13 protein-coding genes are annotated in these 26,930 nt (G+C 37.1%); 11 read left to right on the top strand and 2 right to left on the bottom strand.

Annotated features, from left to right (window positions below):
* Positions 1 to 211: 211 nt before the first annotated feature.
* The 6 genes from NDQ75_RS02935 to NDQ75_RS02910 all read left to right on the top strand — a co-directional run bounded on the left by NDQ75_RS02935 (position 212) and on the right by NDQ75_RS02910 (position 12,420).
* A complete protein-coding gene (locus NDQ75_RS02935) occupies positions 212 to 3,118 on the top strand; it encodes a SusC/RagA family TonB-linked outer membrane protein (protein WP_202027885.1) in 2,907 nt (968 codons plus the stop codon).
* Between the two features lie 11 nt (positions 3,119 to 3,129).
* Complete coding sequence (locus tag NDQ75_RS02930; protein WP_202027884.1) at positions 3,130 to 4,746, top strand: RagB/SusD family nutrient uptake outer membrane protein; 1,617 nt, start codon at positions 3,130 to 3,132, stop codon at positions 4,744 to 4,746.
* Positions 4,747 to 4,758: 12 nt separating this feature from the next.
* Positions 4,759 to 5,916, top strand: coding sequence for a SusF/SusE family outer membrane protein (locus tag NDQ75_RS02925; protein WP_202027883.1), 1,158 nt, complete (start codon positions 4,759 to 4,761; stop codon positions 5,914 to 5,916).
* Positions 5,917 to 6,003: 87 nt separating this feature from the next.
* A complete protein-coding gene (locus NDQ75_RS02920; RefSeq protein WP_202027882.1) occupies positions 6,004 to 7,446 on the top strand; it encodes an alpha-amylase in 1,443 nt (480 codons plus the stop codon).
* A gap of 293 nt (positions 7,447 to 7,739) precedes the next feature.
* Positions 7,740 to 10,832, top strand: coding sequence for a SusC/RagA family TonB-linked outer membrane protein (locus tag NDQ75_RS02915; protein ID WP_202027881.1), 3,093 nt, complete (start codon positions 7,740 to 7,742; stop codon positions 10,830 to 10,832).
* A 10-nt stretch (positions 10,833 to 10,842) separates the two neighbouring features.
* On the top strand, positions 10,843 to 12,420 hold the full coding sequence (locus NDQ75_RS02910; RefSeq protein WP_202027880.1) for a RagB/SusD family nutrient uptake outer membrane protein: 1,578 nt from the start codon (positions 10,843 to 10,845) through the stop codon (positions 12,418 to 12,420).
* Between the two features lie 88 nt (positions 12,421 to 12,508).
* Here NDQ75_RS02910 and NDQ75_RS02905 read toward each other — a convergent pair whose 3' ends face one another.
* Positions 12,509 to 13,201 carry a response regulator transcription factor gene (locus NDQ75_RS02905; RefSeq protein ID WP_202027879.1) on the bottom strand — a complete coding sequence of 231 codons (693 nt, stop codon included), beginning with the start codon at positions 13,199 to 13,201 and terminating at the stop codon, positions 12,509 to 12,511.
* 1 nt (position 13,202) lies between these two features.
* The gene (locus tag NDQ75_RS02900; protein ID WP_202027878.1) at positions 13,203 to 14,477 is read right to left on the bottom strand and encodes a sensor histidine kinase; all 1,275 of its coding nucleotides are present in this window, start codon (positions 14,475 to 14,477) and stop codon (positions 13,203 to 13,205) included.
* A gap of 265 nt (positions 14,478 to 14,742) precedes the next feature.
* Here NDQ75_RS02900 and NDQ75_RS02895 point away from each other — a divergent pair, with 265 nt between their 5' ends.
* From NDQ75_RS02895 to NDQ75_RS02875, 5 genes are read left to right on the top strand one after another with little or no spacing between them, the layout of a single operon-like run.
* Positions 14,743 to 18,036, top strand: coding sequence for a VCBS repeat-containing protein (locus NDQ75_RS02895; RefSeq protein ID WP_202027877.1), 3,294 nt, complete (start codon positions 14,743 to 14,745; stop codon positions 18,034 to 18,036).
* Positions 18,033 to 21,374: a VCBS repeat-containing protein gene (locus NDQ75_RS02890; RefSeq protein WP_202027876.1), complete on the top strand. Its 3,342-nt coding sequence runs from the start codon at positions 18,033 to 18,035 to the stop codon at positions 21,372 to 21,374. Before NDQ75_RS02895 ends, NDQ75_RS02890 begins: the two co-directional genes overlap by 4 nt.
* Complete coding sequence (locus NDQ75_RS02885; protein ID WP_202027875.1) at positions 21,367 to 24,621, top strand: VCBS repeat-containing protein; 3,255 nt, start codon at positions 21,367 to 21,369, stop codon at positions 24,619 to 24,621. Before NDQ75_RS02890 ends, NDQ75_RS02885 begins: the two co-directional genes overlap by 8 nt.
* Before the next feature lies 1 nt (position 24,622).
* Positions 24,623 to 25,975, top strand: a complete 1,353-nt coding sequence (locus tag NDQ75_RS02880; RefSeq protein ID WP_202027874.1) for a vanadium-dependent haloperoxidase — start codon at positions 24,623 to 24,625, stop codon at positions 25,973 to 25,975.
* A gap of 54 nt (positions 25,976 to 26,029) precedes the next feature.
* Complete coding sequence (locus NDQ75_RS02875; RefSeq protein ID WP_202027873.1) at positions 26,030 to 26,926, top strand: GyrI-like domain-containing protein; 897 nt, start codon at positions 26,030 to 26,032, stop codon at positions 26,924 to 26,926.
* The last annotated feature ends 4 nt before the right edge of the window (positions 26,927 to 26,930 follow it).

Raw genomic sequence — 26,930 nt, 5'->3', positions numbered from 1 at the left:
TCCTCAATTATTGATTTACTTTTTTGTGAATGCTAAAATTAAAGCTTCCCTATCTGTCTTTCTGTTAAAAAAAAGAAAGTTCTCAACACTAAAACGTTTTCGCAGCCTCTGGAATTTACTCCAACGTTTTCTTTACTCAAAATTTACATAGTTTTAACACCGAGAAGTAAAAATATAAGCAAACACAAGTCTAACTATTCTAACAATTTTTATGAAAGTATTTAATAAAATACCCTTGCTATTTTTCTTGTTGCCGCTTGGCATTTTTGCACAGCAACAAGTTAGTGGGGTAGTAACAGATGCTTCAACAAACACCCCTATTCCGGGCGTGAATGTTGTAATAAAAGGAACGACCTCTGGTACCACTACCGATTTTGATGGAAATTACACCATTAATGCTGAAGATGGTACTGTATTGCAATTTAGCTACATTGGTTTTTCCCCAATTGAAAAAACGGTAAACGGCGCCAGTTTAAATGTAACCCTTTCGGAAGACACCCAACAGCTTGATGAAGTGGTGGTAATTGGTTATGGTACAGTTAAAAAGAAGGATGCAACCGGAGCTGTGGACCAAGTAACCAGTAAGGACTTTAACAAAGGTCCTATTGTAAGTGCTGGGCAGTTAATTACCGGTAAAGTGGCGGGTGTAAATGTAACCTCTGGCGGAGGTGCTCCCGGCGAAGGTCAAAACATCACCATTCGTGGACAAGGTTCTTTGTCGTTGACCTCTTCACCTTTATATGTTGTGGATGGGGTTCCTATTGCTGATGGTGGTATTGGAGGATCAAGAAACCCCTTAAATTTCTTGAACCCTAACGACATTGAGAGCATGACGGTTTTAAAAGATGCTTCTGCGACCTCTATTTATGGGGCAAGAGCCGCCAACGGGGTAATTATGATTACTACCAAAAAAGGAACCGGACAAGAATTTAAGTTCAATTATTCTGGAATTACCACCCTATACACACCTACGAATTATGTAGACGTGATGGATGGAGATGAATTTAGAACCTTGGTAAATGCAAATGGTAGTCAAACCGCTATCGGCAGGTTAGGTACTAATAATACTGACTGGCAAGACGAAATTTACGGGGATGCGTTTGGTATAGAACACAACCTTACCACAACTGGAAATATAAAAGGAGTGTTACCTATTAGGGCTTCTTTGGGATATACCGACCAAGGTGGTATTCTTAAGGGCGATAACTTTAAAAGAACTTCTGGAGCACTAAATATACGTCCGTCTTTCTTTGATAATCACTTGAAATTGGAATTAAATGCGAGAGGGGTTTATACTGAAAACGACTTCGGAAACAGAGATGCGATTGGTTCTTCCGTAGATTTTGATCCTACACAACCTATTTTTGATCCAAACTCTCCATTTGGAGGATATTTTACTTGGTTAAACGCTGATAACGTACAAAACAATTTGGCGCCTACTAACCCAGTGGCCCAAATCAATTTAAAAGATGATTCTTCCATTGTGAGAAGATTCCTTGGTAATGCTAAAGTGGATTACAAGCTTCATTTCTTCCCAGATATTACAGCAACTGTAAATGTAGGATTGGATAAAAGTACTAGTAATGGTGGTACTGTAGTTTCTGAAGAAATGCCTTCCTCTCAATTGGATTGGAATGGTTCTTTCAGTAATTATGATAACGAACAGACCAATAAACTTTTTGATGCGTATGCAACTTATTCAAAAGAAATAGACAAGCATTCCATTAATGCGGTAGCGGGTTACTCCTACCAAAGCTTCGAGTACGACGATTACAGTTTCGATAGCGAAGCAGAGGAAGAAGGAAACGATCCTATTACCATCAATAAAAGTAGAAACGTCTTACTTTCTTACTTCGGAAGATTTAACTATGGCTTCGACGACCGTTATTTAGTAACGGCTACATTACGCGCAGATGCCTCTTCAAAATTGAATCCGAATGATCGCTGGGGGTATTTCCCATCAATTGCATTAGCATGGAACATCAACAACGAAAGTTTCTTGGAAAATGCAGAGGCTATAGATCAATTAAAACTTAGAGTTGGTTACGGTGAAATTGGAAACGTGAACGGATTAGGGGATTATAAATTCCTTACCAATTACACAGGAAGTAGAACGAATGCCAATTACCAAATCGGAAATGGGTTCATACAAACCTACCGTCCAGAAGCTTATAACGAAGATTTGCGTTGGGAAGTAGGTAACACCATTAACGTAGGTTTAGACTATAGCTTATTCAACAGACGTGTTTTTGGTACATTAAACGGTTATATCAAAAAAACCGAAGATTTAATCAGCTTTGTTACTATTGATCCTTTTACCAATTTTTCCAATGCGATTGAGAAAAACATTGGGGATATGGTAAACAAAGGGGTTGAATTTGAGCTGAATTTAGTTCCGGTAAGAACAGAAGATTTCACTTGGAGCATTGGTTATAACATTGCTGTAAACGATAATGAAATTACCAGTTTACCTGATGAAGTTGAAGTAGGTGGAATTAACGGTGGTACTGGAAACAATATTCAACTTCACCGTGAAGGAAGCACTCCATTTAGCTATTTTGTTTACAAACAAGTATATGATGAAAACAACAAGCCTATTGAAGGCGCTTACGTAGATAGAAATGCAGACGGACAAATAAACGATTCGGACAGGTATTTGTATAAAAGTCCGTACGCAGATGTGCTTATGGGGCTAAACACCAACTTAAATTATAAGAATTGGGATTTAGCGGTCGTAACACGTGCCAGTTTGGGCAACTATGCCTACAATAACATGGCATCCAGCAAAAGTTACTTGTTAAGAGCTACAGAAAACAACATCCTTACCAATTTACACAGGGATTATTTCAATACAGGCTTCCGAAGCATTACGGAAACTAACCTGCAAAGTGACTACTATGTACAGGATGCATCTTTCTTTAAAATAGACAATATTGTATTGGGCTATACCCTAAGAGATGTGTTTAATGGTTCGAACATGCGCTTCTATGGAGCGGTAACCAATGTGGCTATTTTTACCGATTATGACGGATTGGATCCTGAAATTGGAGGTGGTATAGATAACAATTTCTATCCAAGACCAAGATCATTCGCTTTTGGAGTAAACCTTGATTTTTAAAAAGAAGACAAATGAAAAAGACATATAAATTTCTAATCATTTTAGCAGCTGCAGGATCAGTTTTGGTTTCTTGTCATGACGATTTAGACCAATCCCCCATTGATCCTGATAGCTTTACAGAAGAAAATGTATACGCCAATGCCGACGAAGCCAAGAGTGCTTTGGCAAAACTATATGCTAGTTTAGCGCTTACTGGTCAACAAGGACCTGCTGGGCAAGCCGATATTACTGGTATTGACGAAGGAACTTCGCAATATTCAAGAATGTTGTTTAGTTTAAATGAATTGACTACTGATAACGCCGTAGTAGGATGGGGAGACCCAGGATTGCCCAACTTACACGCTATGAATTGGGGAGCGAGCAACGATTTTACCTCAGCCATGTATTACCGTTTGGCGCAAGAAGCTTCTTTCTGTAATTCTTTTATAGACAAAGCATCGGCATTATCCGAAGATTCAGAAATACCATTTTTTATTGCTGAAGCTCGATTTTTAAGAGCTTTTGCGTATTACAATCTTATCGATTTGTATGCAAATGTTCCATTGGTAACCGAAATTTCAACGGACTTACCAGAACAGAACACCAGAGCAGATCTTTTCGCTTTCGTAGAATCTGAATTATTGGCGATTGAAACCGAGCTGAAAGAAAGCGGCGCCAACGAATACGGTCGGGTTGATCGTGCAGCGGCATGGGCTTTATTAGCCAAATTGTATTTGAATGCTGAAGTATGGATTGGCGAACCAAAATATACAGAAGCCGTTACTTACGCACAAAAGGCAATTGGCTCTTCCTACGCTTTGAACACAAATGATGCTAATGGAAATGGATCGGCATACGATGAACTTTTCTTAGCAGATAACGACTCCAACGGTGCGCAGAATGAATTCATATTCGCAATCAACTTCGACGGAAACCAGTCCCGTACTTTTGGGGGGACTACATTTTTGGTTCACGCAGCCATCGGTGGTGATATGGATCCAGCAGCTTTTGGTGTAAACGGCGGATGGTCTGGTCTTAGAACCACAAGTGCGCTTGTAGATAAATTCAGTGCTTCCATTACAAATAACGATGAAGACGGTTTTCCAATAGAGTGGTCGGATTCCCGTGCTATGTTCTTTACGGAAGGACAGAATTACGAGATTAATGTGATTGCTAATACTTTTACTGATGGATACGCAGTTACCAAATTTAAAAACATCGATTCTCAAGGAAATCCAGGAGTAGATGAAGGTGGAGACTTCGTAGACACCGACTTGCCATTAATTCGTTTAGCAGAAATGCATTTAACGTACGCTGAGGCAGTGCTAAGAGGTGGTTCTGGTGGCGATTTAGCTACCGCAACTTCATATATCAATGCGCTAAGAACACGTGCCAATGCCAGTAGCATTGCGCAAAGCGAACTTGATTTAAATTTTGTTTTAGACGAAAGAGCACGAGAACTTTATTGGGAAGGGCAACGAAGATCCGATTTGGTAAGATACGGTTTGTTTACCACAGGCACCTATCTATGGCCATTTAAAGGAGGTTCTAAAAACGGTACTTCCGTAGAAGGTTTTAGAAACCTTTTCCCTCTACCAAGCAATATCATTTTAATAAACACTAATCTAACCCAGAATCCTGGCTACTAAAAAATCATACAGATGAAAAAATTATCCATTTTATTATTTGCATTTGCAGCCATTATAAGTTTTAATGCCTGTTCAGATGATGACGAATTCACTTTTGTCGCTAAACCAGACCCAGAAGGAATTGCTTTTGAAAATACCCCACTAGCTTCCTACGATTTAGAAGCTGAAAACGAAAACAATCTTGCAGAGCGTTTTGTTTGGAATGCAGTTGACTTTGATGCGCCAACGCCCGTAAAGTATGAATTGCAAGCAGCAAGCGACAATACGTTTGAACCTATGACGGTTTTGGCGGCTGATATTTCGGAGACCAATTACGGCGTAACCGTAAAAAACATGATTACACTAGCAGAAGATGCCGGATTGGACAGCGATCCAGATACCGAAGCGCCAAATACCGGAAATCTTTTCTTTAGAGTTAGAGCTTATGTAGGTGATAAAACTTCAAATTTGGTAGAGCAATTGTCGGATACACTTTCTTTAAATGTTGTTTTGGTGGAGCCGAAAGAGGATAGTGAGCCTATCGACCTTAAACCGCAACTTTTCCTTGTAGGAGATGCTACTGCCGCAGGATGGGATAACAATAAAAATAACACGCCTTTGTTTAGAGATGGCGAAAATGAAAACGTATTCTATTTTACAGGACGTTTTGCTGGTGCAGCAGATAAAGAAGGCTTTAAATTATTGGAGAACAAAGGTGTATGGCAGCCACAATGGGGACTTGATGCCGGTGCTTTAACCAGTAGCGATCTTCTCGGGGGCGATCCATCAGCGTTTAAAGCAGAAAGCGATGCATATTACAACTTAACAATAGATAAAGAGAATCTTACTTATACTTGGGAAACGTTTGATGCTTCAGCCTCTCCAGTATACGGCAGCATTGGTATTATTGGGGATTCTACACCTGATGGATGGGATGCCGATCAAGATCTTACACAATCAACTTTCGACCCGCATATCTGGTTTATAGAAGGAATAGAGCTGATTGATGGCGAAGCCAAATTTAGAGTAGATGATGCTTGGGACATAAGTTGGGGCGCTAGTACTACGTTAAGTGGTCAAGGATTCAATAACAACGATCCAAACATTCCAGTAACAGCAGGTACTTATAATGTTTGGTTCAATGATCTTGATGGTAGATACTTGTTTATCCGTCAAGTTTCAGAAGAATAATCTTAAACATATTTAATTATGAACAAGGCGAAATACTCATTTATATGTTGATTTCGCCTTGTTTGCTTAATTACAAAACTAAAAATCATGAAAACAAAATATATCTTCGGAACACTTTTAGCTACGGCGTTGCTGTGGTCCTGTTCCAATGACGACGACGAAGCAAATATTACTCCAGAACAACCCGAAAATCCTTCCGCAGAAATCATTCCTATTGAATTGTCAAATTACGATAATGGCAGTAGGGTCATGATGCAAACCTTTTATTGGGATGTGGAGCCACGTGGCGATTGGTGGAATATTTTAAGCGAAAAGGTAGCAGTATGGTCAGAAGCGGGTGTAAATCGTTTATGGCTTCCAGTAGCTACCAAAGGTCAGTCTGGAGGTTATTCCATGGGTTACGACCCATCCGATTATTTCGATTTTGGGGAATACGAGCAGCACGGTACGGTAGAAACCCGTTTTGGAAGTCGCTCTGAATTAGAAAATCTTATCGATAAAGCGCATGCGGAAGACTTGGAGGTTATCGCCGATATCGTTATCAACCATAACTCCGGGGGTGGGGAAGAATTCAATCCGTATCGGGATAAAAATACCTATACTCTTTTTAATGAAGAAAACGGAAATGCTTCCGGGATGTTCAATAGAAATTACGAGAATTTTTATCCGAACAGTACCAGTGATTATGATGATGGCAGTTTGTTTTATCCTGAACAAAACCTTGATCATAATCAAGAATACGTTCAAAATTGGTTGTGGAAACAGGATAATTCCGTAGCAAAATACTATAAGAATACTATGGGATTCGACGGCTGGAGGTTTGATTATGTACTTGGTTTTGAGCCATGGGTAGTAAAAGCTTGGCTGGATGAAGTTGGTGGTTTTTCCGTAAGCGAATTATGGGACGGCAGATTAGAGGTTTTAGAAGCCTACATAGAGGAAACAGGAAGTGGTGTATTCGACTTTTCAACTTTCTATAAATTAGACGAAGCCTTCGATCGTTTAAATGATCTTTCCCATTTAGAGAGTAAAATGCTATGGCAGACCTACCCAGAGAAAGCAGTCACTTTTACGGCAAATCACGATACGGAGAAAGACGCCAATGAAGATAATTTTATTTCTGAAGGGAATAAACTGAAAGCCTATGCCTATATATTAACGCATCCAGGTTACCCCACTATATTTTATTCTGATTATGAAAATGAAGCTTTTCAAGTTGAAATTCAGAAACTGATCAAAATCCATAACAGTATAGCGACAGGTGATGTAGAAATTCTTTACTCAGATAATGATGAGTACATTATGAAAAGAAATGGTGAAGGTGAAAATCCAGGATTAATTCTTTACATTAATACTTCTGATAATACAAAGCGAAGAACCCTTAAAACCAATTGGACAGACGCATTTTTGTTGGATTATACAGAAAACAGCAAATTTGTTTCACAAGCTGATGAAAATGGTGAAGCAAGTATTGAAGCTCCCGGAAATGGGTATGCCGTATGGTCCATTGCAACTACAGGGACGGAGTAACCTGCACAATTTCAAAAACTTATTTAAAAGGAGCTGTTATTACAGCTCCTTTTTGTTTAATTGAATTTTCGTTTATAGTAGAATTCACTTTTATTATTATAACAAAATTGACACCTAAAAATTCTGAAAATCTTGTTTTAAGTCTTGACATTTTTATATATTCACACTTTATTACGATAATTTAACATTGCTTTGTGGATTTTGGCACAACATCAAGCTAACTAAACGTTGAACAAAACTGCAATATTAAGTGATGTTAATTAGCTAACTATTTGAACTTAAAATTTAATTGTATGAAGAACAACTTCTTGAAAGGCTTAGCCTTTGTTGGAGCACTTTTGTGTTTTAGCATGGTGCAAGCCCAGACTGTTAGTGGAACAGTCTCTGACGCAACCGGGCCTCTTCCTGGGGCAAATGTTCTGGTGAAAGGAACAACAAACGGTACTCAAACAGATTTTGACGGTAATTATTCCCTAGACAATGTAGACGCCAATGCAACTTTGGTATTTAGCTACGTAGGCTTCTCTTCAAAGGAAATTCCCGTTAACGGACAATCAACGATTAATGCAACCTTAACGGAAGATGCGCAAGCATTGGATGAAGTGGTTGTTATTGGTTACGGAACAACCACAAAACAAGATGCAACAGGAGCTGTTGATGTGGTAAGTTCTGAAGATTTTAACCAAGGTGTAATTGCTTCGCCTGAACAATTAATCCAAGGTAGAACTGCGGGTGTACAGGTATCACAAACAAGTGGTGAGCCTGGAGCTGGCGTACAAGTTAGAATTAGAGGTACAGCTTCTGTTCGATCCAACAACAACCCGCTCTTTGTAGTAGATGGTGTTCCACTCTCTGGAGGTGATACCTCAGCTGGTGGATCTCAAGACCTAGGTGCTGGTGTTAGTTCCGCTAAAAATCCGCTTAACTTTTTAAATCCAAATGACATAGAAAGCATGACTATTTTGAAGGATGCTTCCGCTACGGCTATTTATGGATCTCGAGCCGCAAATGGTGTTATCATAATTACTACAAAATCCGGTAAGGCTGGACAAGGTGGTAAATTCGAGTTTAACTCTAGCACCAGCGTTTCGAAGGCAGCAAAAACGTTTGACTTATTAGACAGAGATCAGTTTTTAGGTGCAATCGATCAGTATGGTGGTGATTCAAGCGCTTTAGATTTTGGTAACAACACCGATTGGCAAGATTATATTTTAAGAACTGCCTTTTCCAATGACCAAAATTTATCATATTCTAACAATTACGGATCTGGATTTGTAAGAGGATCTTTCAGTTATTCTGATCAAAATGGAGTTTTGGAAAATTCTTCACAGCAAAGAATTACTGGAAGAATTAATTTATCGCAACGCTTTCTTGATGATAAATTAAAAATTGACTTTAATGGAACTATTTCTAATGTGGATAACGAAGCTCCTTTTATTAGTAATAATTCAGGTTCTTTAGGAGATTTATTAGGATCAACTTATTTTGCAAACCCCACTTGGCCAACGGATCCTACTTTTTCTACTGGTAGCAATTTAATTCCTTCTCAAGCTTTAAACTACTTTAAAGATATTACGGACACAAATAGATATTTAGCAAACATCTCTGCAGAGTACGAAATAGTAGAAGGTCTTAAAGCTAAGGTAAATCTCGGTTACGACGAATCTTCAGCAGAAAGGAATCAAGCTTTATCTGGAAATATTACAGGATTGGGTAATGGAGCACCTGTCAATGGTCGGGGAGTACTTTTCAATACTTATACTAAAAATGAGCTTTTGGATGCTACCTTAAATTACCAGAAAGATTTTGGAAACTCTAAATTGGAAGCCTTGGTAGGTTATTCTTACCAAAGTTTTAAAAGTGCGGGAAGCACCGTTCAAGGGTTTGGATACACCTCTCAGAACATGGACATTATGTTTGATGAACTTCAAAACGCTTCAAGAATTATTGAAAACTCTATAGCTGGTTCTTATCAACAGTATGGCTACGATCCAGATGGATTATTTGTAAATAGATTGTTCCCTGATATTTCTGGTAATGAAGTTTTACCTACACCCACGGGTATAGACTTGACATCTGTAGCGGCCGACAATTATAACAATACCGATTATTTGCAATCTTTCTTTACAAGATTGAATTATACATTAATGGATAAGTATATATTCACTTTTACTCTAAGAGCAGACGGATCTTCACGATTTGGGCCAGATAATGCTTACGGTTACTTCCCATCCGGAGCATTCGCCTGGAGAATGGATCAAGAAGATTTCGTTGGAGAAAGTTTTTCAACTTTAAAGCTAAGATTAGGCTACGGAATAACAGGAAACCAAGAAGGTCTTGGGTATGGTAACTTTACATTTAGACAACGTTTTGGAGGAATAGGAATAGCAAATAACGGAGATATCAACCCTCCTGCTATTAATTTAGTTGCTTTCCCTAACAGCGATTTGAAGTGGGAGGAAACAGCACAGGCCAATATAGGTTTAGATTTTGGTTTTATGAATGACCGTTTAAACGGAAGTGTAGATCTGTACCATAAAACGACTAATGATTTAATACTAAGACAAGAGGCCGCACAACCATCTCCTCAACCATTTTATTTTGGAAACGTTGATGCCGATGTAATTAACAAGGGTGTTGAGTTTGCTATTAATTATGACATTATTCAAAACGAAGACTTTAACTGGAATATGGGTTTCAACATAGCTTATAACCATAACATGGTTGAAAATTTTGATGGTCAGATTCAAACTGGAGAAATTAATGGTAATGGTCTCACAGGGGCCTTTGCACAACTGCTAGCCGGTGGACAGCCATTGTTCTCTTATTATTTAAGGGAGTTTGGTGGATTTGATGAGAATGGCATTTCTATTTATCCAAATGGGGATGTTCAAGAATTTGTTGATAAAAGTGCATTACCAAAAGTAACTAGTGGTTTATCAACCTCTTTTTCTTACAAAAACTGGAGTCTAAATGCGTTTTTCGCTGGACAGTTTGGGCAATACATTTATAATAATACTCAAAACGCATTCTTTACTGCGGGTATTATTAATAGTGGGCAAAACGTAACAGAAGACGTTTTAACAAATGGTGAGTCCCCTGCAAACGCTCCAGATGTTTCTACTAGATTTTTGGAAAAAGGAGATTTCGTAAGGTTGCAAAATGCATCTATAGGATATAATGTTCCTATAGGAGAAGATTGGTTTCTTGATATGTTAAAATTCACAGTCACCGGTCAAAATCTTTTTGTAATTACTGGTTACTCAGGTTTAGATCCAGAAGTTAATACACCAAAGCCTTTAAATGACATTCCGTCTTTAGGAATTGACTACACGAGTTTTCCAAGACCAAGAACCGTTACCTTTGGAATTAATGCATCATTTTAAAAATTGAATCATGAAAAGATATAAAATATATAACTTAATATTATCAGCATTGCTCTTAGGAGCAGTCGGTTGTACCGATCTAGAGATAGAAGAAACGGATTCACGTTTTCCAAATCTTTCTGGGGAATTCACCGGGGTAGATGCTGGTGAAAATTTAGAAAACCTGTATAACGCCGTGAGAGGACAGGTGGAAAATCAAGAAAATCTTTATGGGATGATTGAAGTCTCATCAGATGAGTTTTTGGTTCCCACACGAGGAACGGATTGGGGGGATAATGGACTATGGAGAACGTTACACACCCATACTTGGAGTACTACTCACAAATTTATACGTATTGTTTGGAATGAGCAAAATTCTAATATTTATAACGCTACCACTATTATTGATCCTCTTAGCAATCCTACTCCTCAACAAGCTGCAGAGGCTAAATTTTTGAGGGCTTATAGTATGTTTTGGATTATTGATCTATATGGCCAAGTTCCCTTTAGAAATCCTGAAGATGGTCCAGATGTTATCCCAAGTGTTATGACTAGGGCAGAAGCTTTTGATTTTGCTGTTAAAGACCTAAATGAAGCCATTGCAGATTTGCCTAGCACTGCACCTGGCAGCGGTCTTAACAAGGCATCCAAAGCTTCAGCTCAATATTTGTTGGCCAAATATTTGCTTAATAAACATATCTATCTAGGAACAGGCACACCTGAAGCTGCTGATATGACAAGAGTTGTTGAATTGGTAGATGCCATTCAGAGCCAAGGCTTTGCGCTTCAACAAGGTTATTTCGAACTTTTCACTGATGACATCGATACTGAAACAATATTGTTTACAACTTCAAGTGTGGGGAATAGAATTTGGAACGGAATGCATTACAACCAAGGAGCTCCAGACAATACTGGAGGTGGTTGGAATGGATTTACAACTTTAGCTGAATTTTATGATTTATTTGAAGGTGATCCAACTAGCAACTATCCTGGTTCTGGCCAAGAGGAAAGAAGAGGATACGTGCCAACAGAAGGGATTGCCGCAACTGGAGATGCCAATGACATTGATAACGACGGAATTGAAGATGGTACCAATATTGGTTTTGGCTTTCTAATTGGGCAGCAGTACGGCCCTAAAGGACAAGAGCTTAAAGATAGACCTGGTGGTCCATTATCTTATACAAAAGACTTACCCGGACTATTAGGAAATAATGAAGTTACAGGTATTCGGTTACTTAAATACAGTCCTAGAAATGGCTCGTTTGCCAACCATTTAGTTTTATTTAGATATGCGGATGCTCATTTAATGAAAGCTGAGGCTATTTTAAGAGGTGGAACTTCTAGTGAAGAGGCACTTACACTTGTTAATGAGTTAAGAACCTTAAGAGATGCCCAACCTTTAAATTCTTTAACCGAAGATGATCTCATTGACGAAAGAGGGAGGGAATTATATGGTGAATACTGGAGAAGAAATGACCTTATTCGTTTTGGTAGATTTAATGAAACATGGGAATTTAAAGACAATACGGAGAGTTTTAGAGTATTGTTTCCAATTCCAGCAAATGCTATCATTACTAACCCGAATTTAATTCAAAATGAAGGTTACTAATTACAAATGGTAATTTATAAATCATTTAAAAACGCCTCCTTGTGGGGCGTTTTTCTTTTGTTGATAGTTGAATTACAGCCTTCAGCAATTATTCTTCAATTTTAAAAAGAAATCCTTTGTTATGAATGTTGTCAATTGAAATGTGAGGGTCCTTACTTAAATATTTACGTAGATGAGAAACAAATACATTTAAACTTTTTCGGTTAAAGTAGTTGCTTTCTCCCCAAATGCTGGTAAGAATTTCCTTATGGGAAGCCAAAATATTCTTTCTATTATACAAATACAACAACAACTCGCTTTCTCTCGAGGTTAAAGTTGTTTCTTCATCATATGAAATAAGTTTTTGAAGTTGGGGGTCAAATGTATAAAGCCCTATTTTTATTGCATTAGTAGATTGGTTTTCATTTTTTTCAGGTGGATTTAACCGTGACAATAAAGCTTCAATGCGTACCACCAATTCTTCTTCATCGATTGGTTTTTTTAAATAATCAACGGCCCCTAGGGCAAAGCCTTTTAAAACATCGATTTTTAAGGATCGAGCTGAAAGAAATATAAACGGCATCGCAGGGTAAAGATCGCGTACTTTTTCCGCGAGCGTAAATCCATCCATCTTCGGCATCATTACATCCATCACTATGAGGTTGAAATCTTCCTTTTCCAATACGCTTAAGGCTTCCTCTCCATTTTGAGCCCACACCATTTGAAATTGTTTCATTTTAAGATATTCCGTCAACAAATATCCTAAACTGGTATCATCTTCAACCAATAATATTTTTTTCATCTTATTGTTCTTTTAATGGTAATGTGATCGTTACTTTGGTTCCTTTGCCTATATCGCTTATTAAATTTATTTTCCCCCTGTGCCTTGAAATCACTTCTTTTACGTAACTAAGTCCTAAACCATATCCTTTAACGGGATGTAGATCGCCGGTATCTACTCTAAAATATTTTTTAAAAACTTCTTTTTGCTGTTTTTTCCCTATACCTATTCCATTATCGGATATTTGAATGATCAAGTTAGTATTTTCTTTGAATGCTTTAAGTTCAATATGGGGATCGGTTTTTGTATATTTCTTTGCGTTATCCAATAAGTTATTGATTGCGTTTTCAAGGTGAGTTGCATCAAATAAAATGTAGTATGGAGGTTCTTCCAAGGAATAATCGAAATTTACTTGTTCCAGTTTAGAGATTTCTTGGAATGACGTTGCTATTTTTTTCAATTCAGGATAAAAATCACCTTTTGTAAGCGTTATTAACTTTTTGGTGTTTTCTAGGCCGGCTAAATCCAATACCTTATCAATGTGTGTTTTTAATTTGGCATTTTGTTCGCGGATAATTTTTAAGACAGGTTTTTGGGAATCGGTCGCCTTTTCCTCTAATAATTTTGTGGCTAAACCAATTGAAAAAACCGGAGTCTTTAGTTCATGTGTCAAATTATTTATAAAACTATTAGTCTTGGTAATAATATTTTGCTGCCAGTAAAAAGACCGCAAAACCCATATCACCACTAAAATTATTGCTATGATAAATATCAAACTCGGAATTGTGAGTCCGTTTAACTGTGAAAGAAAATACCTGTTGATATCTTCAAATTGAATTTCCAAGATCAACCGCTTTTGAGTTCTCTCAGGTAGGTATCCAGAAAGTACGATGGGATAGGTTAGGGATTTATTTTCTGAAACAACATAATTTGGAGAGGTCAAGTAAACGATACTGTCATTTTTAAAGAGTCGGTAACTAAATTCCGTTTTTACGCCTTGTTCCAAAAAGCGATCTATCAAAAAATCATTTAAAAAATGCTTGGAAGCATCTTGAATACTATCGACGCTTAGAGAAAAATACTGGTCGTTGCCTGTAATTGCTTGCTCCATTAAAAAAGTAAGCTCATTTTGAGTGCTCAAGTCTTTTTTTACAGTCTGTAAAGCATCGCCAACTTTGGTGTTAAATTGGACTTTAGCCAAGTTCAATCCAATTTTTAAGTATTGATATTGTATAACGGCTAAACCAATTACCGAAACAATGAAAACAACGATATAAACTTTTCTAAAATTCAACATTTGCACCTCAAATAACCAAACTTTTCAAGCAAAAATCTATTGCTTAATTAATGCTTAACCTTATTAACTTTTCATTAATCTTTTTCATCTCCCATTAATCTAAATATATGCTAAAACTTACTATTTTAGCACCGTTCAATTAGTTATACAATTTCATACAATACGATAAAAAGCTAGCTTCCAAGTTAGCTTTTTTTGTTTAAAATCATAATAGATTTATCAACTTAAAGCCAAAGCCAGTTTAGGAAAGGTGCTTTAAACTTACATGCAAAAGATATTTATTTACATACCAATTGCTGTCCTTCTACTATCCTGCAACAAGGAGCAGAAACTTTTTACCCTTCAATCACCTTCAGAAACCAATATTTATTTTAAAAATCAACTTACCAGTACTCCAGAATTAAATATTCTTACCTATCTCTATTTTTATAATGGAGCTGGGGTGGCTGCTGGGGATTTTAATAATGATGGTTGGTTGGACCTTTACTTTACAGCTAATCAAACCGAAGACAAACTCTATATTAATTCTAAAAACCTTCAATTTAGAGATGTTACCCAGCTTTCTAATATAAAAAATGATACTGGTTGGACTACAGGTGTTACAACCGTGGATATTAACAATGATGGTTTGTTGGATATTTATGTGTGTAAAGTAGGTGCGCTTTCGCCCAGTGGACATAACTTACTGTTTGTGAACCAAGGGAATGATGATAAAGGTATTCCTATTTTTAATGAAGAGGCAAAAAACTACGGACTCGATATTGCTACTTACGCTACACAAAGTGCTTTTTTTGATTATGATAAGGATGGCGATTTGGATATGTATTTACTGAATCATTCCACACATCCTAACCGGATGTACGGAATGGGACAAAAAAGAAATTCGGTAGATAGTTTATATGGAGATCGGTTTTATAGGAATGATGGAGGACGTTTCGTAGATGTTTCTAAAGAGGTAAGGATTCACCAAGGCGGAATTGGTTACGGTCTGGGCTTGGCTGTTAGTGATGTAAATAATGACGATTACCCCGACATTTATGTTGGGAATGATTTCTTTGAGAATGATTATCTCTACATTAATCAGGGCAATGGCCAGTTTATTGATGTGTCTGAAACAGATGAAACCATTCTTGGGCACACCACTCATTATTCCATGGGAAATGACATAGCTGATATTAACAACGACGGTAATTTTGATATTGTTTCTGTTGACATGTTGCCTGAAAATTTGGAAAGTTATAAAACGTCAGGTACCGAATACAACTTTCAAACGTATAGCAGTTACCTTAAAAACGGTTACCATCCGCAATACATGCAAAACACACTTCACCTTAATAGCGGGGAAATGAAGTTTCAGGAAATAGCGCATATTAGCGGGATTGCGGCTACTGAATGGTCTTGGGCGCCTTTACTGGCAGATTTTGATAATGATGGAAAAAAGGACTTGTACATTACCAACGGCATTTTGGGAGCTACAAATGATATGGATTTCATCAATTTTATAGCGAATGAAAATATTCAGAAACGATTGGGACAGAATATGAAGGAGGAAGACATGGCATTCATCAAGGAAATTCCTGAAAAGCACGTGCCCAATTATTTCTTCAAAAATGAAAACAACGCAAATTTTGTAGATGCTACTGAAGATTGGTTTGAGAGAAGACTTTCTTATAGCAATGGGGCGGTTTATGCCGACCTTGACAACGATGGTGATTTAGACTTGGTAGTAAATAACGTTAATGAAGAAGCTTTTGTGTTGAAAAATAACAACAGGGAAAAGCAGAAAAGCAATAACTACCTAAAAATTAATTTTAAAGGTCCTGAAAAAAATAAACTGGGTATAGGTACGAAAGTTAATATGTATCTGGATTCGATTACACTTTCTGCTGAAAATTATGTTACCCGAGGATTTATGTCGGCTGTGGCTCCAGAATTGCATTTCGGGTTGGGCAACTTTGCTGTTATTGATTCCTTGGAAGTTATTTGGCCTGATGGGAAAACGGAAACCATAAAAAATCCGAGTGTCAACGGAAAAATAATTGTAAAGTACGCCAATGCCGAAAGGAAATCTACTAAAGGGGTTCAAAAAAACACTTCGTATTTAGAAAATGTAGATTCCTTAATTTCTTTTAAACACAAAGATTTCACTTCAGTTGAATTTAACCGCGACCCCTTAATTCCGTACGCCAATACCAATCAGGGTCCAAAGGTAGCTGTTGGTGACGTTAATGGCGACGGATTGGAAGACGTGTTTATTGGCGGGGCAAAGATGCAGGCTTCTGCGCTTTTTCTTCAGCAAAAAGAAGGTGATTTTTATTTGAGTCAGCCCGAATTATTCGAACCAGACGCCAAAAATGAAGATGTTGATAATTGCTTTTTTGATGCTGACAATGATGGCGATTTGGATTTAATGGTAGTGAGCGGAGGTAATGAATTTACAACAGGAGCACCATTGCAACCAAGACTTTACAGAAATGAGAGTGGAATTTTGGTAAAAGATACTCTTCAATTCAGAAACATTTTCTTAAATACTTCTAGTGTAAAGGCTGTAGATATAGACAACGATGATGATTTAGATTTGTGCATTACTTCCAACGGTGCTCCAAGAAGTTTTGCTGAAAATTCTTCGCAATTTATTTTTGAAAATGACGGCAGCGGTAATTTTAAAGATATTACTGAAGAATTTGCCATTGATTTTCAAAAAATAGGTAACGTAGAATCTGTAGCTTGGGCAGATTTAAATGACGATGGCTTGCTCGACCTGATTGCTGTAGGAAAGTGGATGCCTATTTCTATGTTCATTAACGACGGAAAAGCATTAAAACTTCAGAATAATCATTTAGAAAATACATCTGGTTGGTGGAATTGCATTGAAACAGGCGATTTCGATAAAGATGGAGATATAGATATTGTAGTAGGAAATTTCGGGAACAACACCCGACTTAAAGCAACTCAAAATACTCCTATTACACTTTATAAGAATGATTTTGACGATAACGGAAGTGCAGAACCTATTGTTACTTATTTCTACAAAGGCGAAGAAACCCTATTTTCATCTAAGGACGAATTGGTAAAACAAATGCCTTTCCTGAATAAAAAGTTTCTTTCCTATAACGATTTTGCCAAAGCTTCCTTTAAAGAATTGCTTCCGAAGGAAAAAATAGAGACTGCCGAGGTAAAAAAAGTGTACGAATTGAAATCACTTTATCTTGAAAACCTTGGAGGTGGCGAGTTTAAAACACATATTCTGCCACAGGAAGCACAACTTTCGGCAATCTATGCAATTGAAAAAAGCGACTTTAACAACGACGGTTTTGAAGACCTCTTATTGGTAGGAAACAATTACGAGATAAGTACGCAACTTGGAAGACAGGATGCATTCCATGGACTACTCCTTCTCAACGATCAAAAAGGATTTTTTGTTTCTGCTGCAAATCAAAACTTTAATGTTTCCGGCCCAGCCAGGGATATAAAGCAAATTAGAATTAAGGATAAAACCTATTATATAATTACCATAAATAATAATAAGCCTGTTATTTTACTAAAGAAATTACCATGAGAAGCATCATTTTTTTATTCATAACATCCCTAATCGTTTCTTGTAATCAAAAAGTACAGGAAAATACAGAGAAAGAACCTGAAAAGGAAACACTCTTTTCTTTACTTCCAACAGAAGAAAACGGTATTGATTTCATAAATGAGATTGAAAATCAGAAAGACTTTAATATTTTCAAATACCGAAACTTTTATAACGGGGGTGGTGTTGCTATTGGCGATATTAATAATGATAGCCTGCCAGACATTTATCTTACCGCCAATATGGGCAAGAATAAACTGTTCTTAAATAAAGGGAATTTGCAATTTGAAGACATCACCGACAAAGCTGGTGTTGGAGGGGACAAGCCTTGGTCTACTGGAGTAACGATGGTTGACATAAACGGTGACGGCTTACTGGATATTTACGTTTGTAACGCCGGAAACATGGAGGGGAACAATCATGATAATGATCTTTACATTAATAATGGTGACCTCACTTTTACAGAAAAAGCAGAAGAGTACAATTTGGCCAAGTCAGGTTTTACAACCCATGCCGCTTTTTTTGATTACGATAAAGATGGAGATCTTGATGCTTATATTTTAAATAACAGTAATATCCCAGTTAGTAGCCTCGGTTATGCGGCTCAAAGACAAGTTCGCGCTCAGGATTGGGAAGGGGTGCCAGATATTTTTAAGGGGGTTGGTGATATGCTGCTCCGCAATGATAATGGCAAATTTGTAGATGTAAGTGAAGAGGCAGGCATATACGGAAGTCTAATTGGTTTCGGCTTAGGAGTTATGATAAGCGATATAAACCAAGATAACTATCCGGACATCTATATTTCCAATGATTTTTACGAACGGGATTACCTTTACATCAATAATCAAGATGGAACATTTAGAGAGGAAATTAAGAAATGGACTTCACACTTAAGTTTATCGTCAATGGGCGTAGATATGTCTGATATTAATAATGATGGTCTAGCAGATATTTTTATTACAGATATGCTTCCGGAAGGAGATGAGAGAACTAAAACAGTGACGGAATATGAAGGGTATGATATTTTTAAGCTGAAACAAAGCAAGGATTTCTATCAACAATACATGCAAAACACCTTGCAAGTAAACAATGGAAATGAAAGTTTTTCAGAAATTGCTTACTTCAGTGGCGTAGCTAAGACCGATTGGAGCTGGGGCGGTGTTTTATTCGATATGGATAATGACGGTTACCGAGATATTTATGTGGCAAATGGGATCAACCACGACTTAACAGACATTGACTTTGTTAACTTCTTCGCCAATGAAATTATTCAAAAAATGGCATTAACAGGGAAAAAGCAAGCTATTGATTCTATTATTGATAAAATGCCTGTAAAACCAATTCCTAATTATGCTTTTAAAAACAATCATGACCTTACATTTAAAGATGAAACCGAAGAATGGGGGCTTTATAAACCAAGCATGTCTAATGGTGTTGCTTATGGTGATTTGGATAATGATGGTGATTTAGATTTAGTGGTAAATAACGTTAATATGCAATCCTTTTTGTATAGAAATAATAGTGAAAAGATGACTGAAAACAATTTCATCAAATTGAAATTAGTTGGGGAGGATGCCAATACATTTGCTATTGGTTCTGCTGTTAGACTTTATACTGGGGATAAAACGTTATTGTATGAGCATATCCCGTTTAGAGGCTTTCAATCTTCCATGGATTATACAATGACAATTGGAACTGGAAATAACAAAACAATCGACTCTATCGAAGTGATTTGGCCAAACGACCTGACCACTAAACTCAAGAACGTAAAGACGAACCAAACGGTGACGCTTCGACAGAAAGAGGCCCAAACTTCTTATGTAAAGACTCAGGCAGTGAAAAATGAAACGTTGTTTTCAGAAGTTTCCACTACTACCATCGATGCACATATTGAAAACAATTTCGTGGATTTTGATTATGAAGGTCTTATTTCTAAAATGACATCCCAAGAAGGACCAGCAATTGCCATCGGAGATATTGATAATGATGGAAATGAGGATTTCTACATTGGCGGCGCAAAAAATAAGGGAGGAAATATTTATTTGAACAAAGGAAACGGTAATATCATTAAAACAAAGCAACCGGCATTCTCTTCAGAAATAATTTTTGAAGACACCGCTGCATCTTTTATCGATGTTGATAACGACAACGACTTGGATTTGATTGTTGGCTCCGGAGGAAATGAAGAACATGAGTCAAAAAATTACAAAACAAGAATTTACCTGAATGATGGAAAAGGCTTATTTTCTAAAAGTCCAATTGAAATTCCGTTTACAAAACACAACATTTCTGTAATAGCACCCTACGACTTCGACGATGATGGTGATATCGATATTTTCATTGGCTCAAGAAGTGTTCCAGGGCTTTATGGTATTAATCCGAAACATTTATTTCTTGAAAACCAAGGTGATGGTTCATTCAAGAACGTTACAGAGAGTAGGGCATACGACCTAAGGAATATTGGGATGATTACTGATGCACAATGGATAGACTATGATGATGATAATAAGAAAGATCTCATTATTGTAGGTGATTGGTCGGCTCCAAAAATTCTAAAGAATAATGGGAGAAGATTAAGTCTAAAATCAACTACTTTGGATAATTACAGTGGCTGGTGGAACACCATTGAAGAAATAGATGTAAACGAAGATGGAAAAATGGATTTAGTTTTGGGTAACCAAGGCTCCAATTTTGCTTATGAAGCAGATCAAGAGGCACCGATGAAAATGTTTATAAACGATTATGACAATAACGGTACTATAGAGCAAATCGTTACTAGAACTATTAAAGGCAAAGATATGCCTATACACATGAAAAAAGAGTTAACCAATCAGCTTACCTCTCTTAAGAAACAAAATTTAAAGGCATCAGAATATTCCAAAAAATCTATTCAAGAGCTTTTTCCAAAGGAAATTTTTGATAAATCCATTGTAAAAGAAGTCAATACAACCGAAACAATCATTGCTTTGAACAAAGGAAATGGTGAATTCGAAATTAAAAACCTTCCCAGTCAGGTGCAGTTCTCTTGTGTTTGTGACATTACTTGTAAAGACATAAATAAAGACGGAAATATAGATCTTATCATGGCGGGCAATAACTATGAGTTTAAACCCCAATTTTCCCGATTGGACGCTAATTATGGTAGCGTTTTACTGGGTAACGGAAAAGGTGATTTTGAATGGCAGGATTATAGCAAATCTGGTTTCTTTGTAAAAGGGGAAGTGAAGAAATTAGCTCAATTCAGTGATAAATCGGGAGAAACTTACATTCTTGTTGCTATAAACAACGAAAAACCCAAAATTTTTAAGGTAAATGACTAAAATATTCAGCTACATACTATGTTTCTTAATGGTGGTTTCCTGTAAAAAGGAAGGAGAATTATTTAGTAATCCATCTGCTGAAGATACTGGCATTACTTTTACAAATACCATCACAGAAACCAACGAACTCAATATTTTGGATTATCTCTATTTTTATAATGGAGGTGGGCTTGCCGTTGGTGATATTAATAATGATAATTTGCCTGATATTTTCCTTTCCGGAAACCAAGTTAAGAACAAATTATATCTCAACAAGGGGAATCTCCAGTTTGAAGATATCTCTGTTTCTGCTGGAGTTGAAGGAAACAGTACTTGGAATACAGGTGCGGTAATGGGAGACGTAAATGGAGATGGATTTCTCGATATCTACGTATGTGCAGTTGTGGGAATTAACGGTTTTAGAGGCTACAACGAACTTTACATTAACAATGGCGATAATACTTTTACGGAAAGTGCCGAAAAATACGGATTGGATTTCGATTCGTTTAGTTCTTCAGCCGCTTTTTTAGATTATGATTTGGATGGTGATTTAGACATTTACTTACTTAATCATGCCGTGCACACGCAAGATTCATTTGGAAAAGCTTCGCTTAGAAACGAACGCAATTATGCTACAGGAGATAAATTATTAAGAAATGATGGCGATAGGTTTACAGACGTAAGTGAGGAAGCTGGAATATTTGGAGGTGTTAACGGTTACGGACTAGGCGTTGCGGTTTCCGATTTTAATCAGGATGGTTTCCCCGATATTTATGTAGGAAACGATTTTCATGAAGACGATTATTATTACTTAAATAACGGCGACGGTACTTTTACGGAAAGCCTAAAAACACATTTCGGTCACATTAGCCGATTCTCCATGGGGAACGATGTGGCAGACATCAACCATGATGGTTTTCCAGATATTCTTTCGTTAGATATGCTTCCAGAAGAAGAAACTGTTTTAAAATCTTCGGCTGGTGATGAAAATGTGCAAATGCTCGAAATGCGTACCGAACGCTTGGGCTATCACTACCAATATACCCGAAATATGCTTCAAATAAACAATCAAGGCGAGAATTATGCTGAAACCGCACTTTATAGCGGTATTGCCGCATCAGATTGGAGTTGGAGCGCTTTGTTTGCTGATTATAACCAAGATGGGGAACAGGATGTTTTTATCTCAAACGGGATCCCGAAGCGACCTAACGATTTGGATTTTATAAAATTTACATCCAACGAACAAATTAGAAAAAAACTTGATAACACCAAATTGGTCGACCAAAAAGCATTGGATTTAATGCCTTCGGGAGCCTATCATAATTACATTTTTGAAGGAAAAGAAGCACTTCAGTTTAAAGATCAATCTGAAAAATGGATCACAAAAGATACCCTTATTTCTGGAGCTACTGCTATGGCAGATTTTGACAATGATGGCGATGTGGACCTAATTACCAATAACATTAATCAACCAGCAACGCTTTACATCAACAAAACAGATGGGAAAGGAAACTATTTAAAGATTAAACTTAACTACAAAAAACCAAATCCGTTTGGTATTGGGAGCAAGGTTTTTTCCTATCAAAATGGAGTGTTGCAATACCGAGAACTTTTTACGGTACGAGGTTTTCAAGCATCTTCAGAGCCTTTTATTCATTTTGGGTATCCTGAAAATACTCCTATAGATTCTTTGGTTGTTGTATGGCCAGACAATACCTATCAAACAATCAAAAATGTGCAACCAAACCAAATGCTAACGGTTGCTAAAAAGGAAAATAGCGCCCTTTTTAATTATTCGACATTGTTCACTAAAAAAGCACCGCTTTTTACCAAGGTGGAGAAAAATTACGGATTGGATTTTGTGCACGAAGAGGACAATTATGTAGATTTCAACCGGCAGAAACTTATTCCCTATAAAATATCAGATAAAGGTCCGGCAACAGCCGTTGGAGACTTAAATGGCGATGGAAAAGATGATATTTTCTTCGGAAATTCAAAATTTAAACCTGCTAGGATTTATTACCAAACTGACACCTCCTTCGTTGAAAAAACGCCAGTAACAGTTAAAAACGATTCTATAACGGAAAATGTCGATGCTTTTATTGCCGATTTCAATGGTGATAAAATGAACGACCTTTTCGTAGTGAATGGCGGTGGTGATTTTTACGGAAAGATGAAACCTCTAAATGATGTTCTCTACTCTAATAAAGACTCGGTATTTGTAAAAACGACTTTAGATGCTTATTTTGAAAATGCTTCCGTAGTAAAACCGTATGATTTTGATGGTGATGGTGATATGGATGTTTTTATTGGTAGCGATGCCGTGTCTTACGATTTTGGTGCCCTTCCCAATTCTTATCTATTCAAAAATGAAAACGGTTCTTTTACACCTGTAAAAAACGAAGCCCTTCAAAATATCGGGATGGTTACCGATGCTATTTGGAGCGATTTTGACAACGACGGTACCAAAGATTTAATCGTGGTAGGCGAATGGATGGCGCCGCAGTTTTTCAGCAATAAAAACAGTGTTTTGGAAAAAGTAATGCCTTCCGAAGAAAAATTAAACGGATTGTGGCAAAGCATTGTTGAATTTGATATGGACGGCGATGGGGATAAAGATTATCTGCTGGGCAATTGGGGACTTAACAGTAAATTTAAAGCTTCTAAAGACGCCCCAATGAAAATGTTTTATGCCGATTTTGATGATAATAAACGAACTGAAACCATCATAGCTACGGAAAAAGATGGCCGTTATTTTACGATCGCTAATTTTGACGAACTATCAGAACAGTTGGTTTCGCTTATGCGGAAGAAATTTGCCAATTACAAAGATTTTGCTGGTAAACCCATTGAAGAAATTTTTGATGAATCCATATTGGAAAAAGCAACCGTGCGATATGTTCATACCTTAAGCTCTGGTTGGCTCGAGAACAAAGATGGTAAATTTAGTTTCCATGAGTTTGATTCTAAGCTGCAATTGGCTCCAATAAATACTTTTTTAACGTACGATTTTAATCAAGATGGAAAAAAAGATATTTTAGCAGCGGGTAATTATTTTGGAGTAAAACCTTATCATAGTAGGTTTGACGCTTTTACAGGAGCTGTAATTTATAATGCCAAAGACATACAGCTAACGGATAAGGTTGGTTTGAATTTAAGCGGAAAAGCTGTACAAAAATTAAATATTGTAAAAATTAAAAATCAAGATTACCTCTTGGTAACCATAAATGATAACAGTGTAGAGCTGTATAAACTAAAAAACAACTAAAATGAAACGTATTTTATTAAGCTTGAGTGTTTGCTTTTTACTTTTTGCTTCTTGCCAAAAGGAGGAAAAGCCCATAGAAGTAACATCAGAAAATTTGCATGAGGCCATCGATCAGGTGGTTGGGATTATGATTCATGATATTTTTTCGCCTCCTGTGGCTAGTAGAATTTTTGCATACGCAGATATTGCTGCTTACGAAATTATGGCCCAACATGATCCCAATTACAATTCCTTGGCAGGGGTAGTTACGGATTTAAAGCCTATTCCCGTGGCCACGGAAACCGATAATATAAATTATCAAGTGGCGGCACTCATTGCCCACATGGAAGTAAGTAAAAGCTTGATTTTTTCTGAAGACAGAATGGAAAAGTATCAAGATAGTCTTTACACCGAGTGGAAAAATATCAACGAAACAGAGTTCACCGCTTCCAAGGATTATGCCATGCAGGTAGTAGCGCATATGAAGGAATGGATGGATAAAGATAATTACAAGCAGACCCGAACTATGCCGAAGTTTACGGTAAACACAGATGATCCAGCCCGCTGGCAACCAACGCCGCCTGCTTACATCGACGGGATTGAGCCACACTGGATGAAAATTAGAACTTTGGCCATCGATTCTGCTTCGCAATTCAAGCCGCTGCCACCTCCAGAGTTTTCACTGGAAGAAGATAGCCCATTTTTTAAAGAGGTAATGGAAGTGTATAATGTTCGAAACGACATGACAGAAAAAGGTGATGCTTCTGAAGAAATTGCGATTGCCAAGTTCTGGGATTGTAATCCGTATGTGTCAGTGACCAAAGGACATTTAATGTTTGCGACCAAAAAAATCACACCGGGTGCGCATTGGATTGGGATCACTAAAATTGCTGCGAGAAAAGTAAATGCTGATTTTAATGAAACACTATTCGCTTACACCAAAACGGCTATTGCTATTTTCGACGGTTTTATAAGCTGTTGGGATGAAAAATACAGAAGTAATTTAATTCGCCCAGAAACGGTTATTAATCAGTATATCGACGAAAACTGGAAGCCAGTACTGCAAACACCGCCATTTCCGGAATATACTAGCGGGCATTCGGTGGTATCGGGAGCTGCGGCTAAAACATTGACCTCTATTTTTGGGGATGACTTTTCTTTTGATGATGATACGGAAGTTCCTTACGGTTTACCTGTTCGCTCTTTTCCTTCGTTTAACAAAGCCGCCGATGAAGCAGCCATGAGTAGAATGTACGGCGGAATACATTACCGTGCAGCCATTGAAGTGGGTGTTAAGCAAGGTAGGGACTTAGCGGATGTGGTTATCGCCAAACTTGATAAAATGACAAACGAAAAAATAGCTTTCAACAAATAAAATCCTGAATTAAAAGTCCCATCTAGCAGGGTGGGACTTTCTAAATTTGTGCAAGTGAAAAAAATTAAAATTGTTATATCCCTTCTAACTGTTGGGATAATGATCTGGTATTTCTTCATTAAAAAAAGTGATTACATCTATCAATTTAAAGTACCAGCAAGTACAGGGACTATTTTTAATGGTATAATCAATTGGCAGAAAACCAATGATTCCATAAAAACGACTACGATTGATAGTACGCTTTACTCGCAAATTACACAAGAAGTAAGTTACAAAGGAGATGTTTACAAAGTTTTCTGGGATATTGAAATCTTAAATGATTCCATTTCTGAAATTAGCGCTGGCGTAAAACAAGCCGGAAATAGTTTTCAGAATAGAATTTTAGCTCCTTTTACGGAAACGGAATTTACGGAGAACACGAAAAGTTTCTTAATTGATTTCAAAAAGACTTTAGATAGGAATAGATCTACGTTTAGACTATCCCAAATAATTGATACCGTATCACCAGCTAAAAAATGTGCTTGTGTAAATGCTAAAACTACTCCTGAAGGAAAGGCAGAGCAGATGATGCGTAACTACAATTATATCAGCGGTTACATTGCGGATAATAACATTGAATTAGACGGAAGACCACTGGTTTCAATTATTTCATTTAATAAAAAGGAAAATAGCATTGATATGGACTTTTGCTTTCCTATCAAAAATGTAAACAAGCTTCCTGGTAGACCTGGCGACATATTTTTTAAGGAACTCAAAGCGGAGAGCGCTTTAAAATTGGTATTTAACGGCAATTATATGTATTCACATAATGCTTGGTTCCAACTATACGATTATGCACAAAACCATTCTCTAACTTTAGAAAACAAAATTATCGAGCAATTCCATAATAACCCTAACCTTGGTGGTGATGCTTTGCGTTGGAAGACCGAAGTTTATATTCCGAAAAAATAATTCA

Origin of the sequence: Galbibacter mesophilus (genome assembly GCF_023721415.1) — a bacterium.
Taxonomy (GTDB): Bacteria; Bacteroidota; Bacteroidia; order Flavobacteriales; family Flavobacteriaceae; genus Galbibacter; species Galbibacter mesophilus.
The sequence above is the reverse complement of the archived record's forward strand: the minus strand, read 5'-3'. Positions and strand labels throughout refer to the sequence as shown.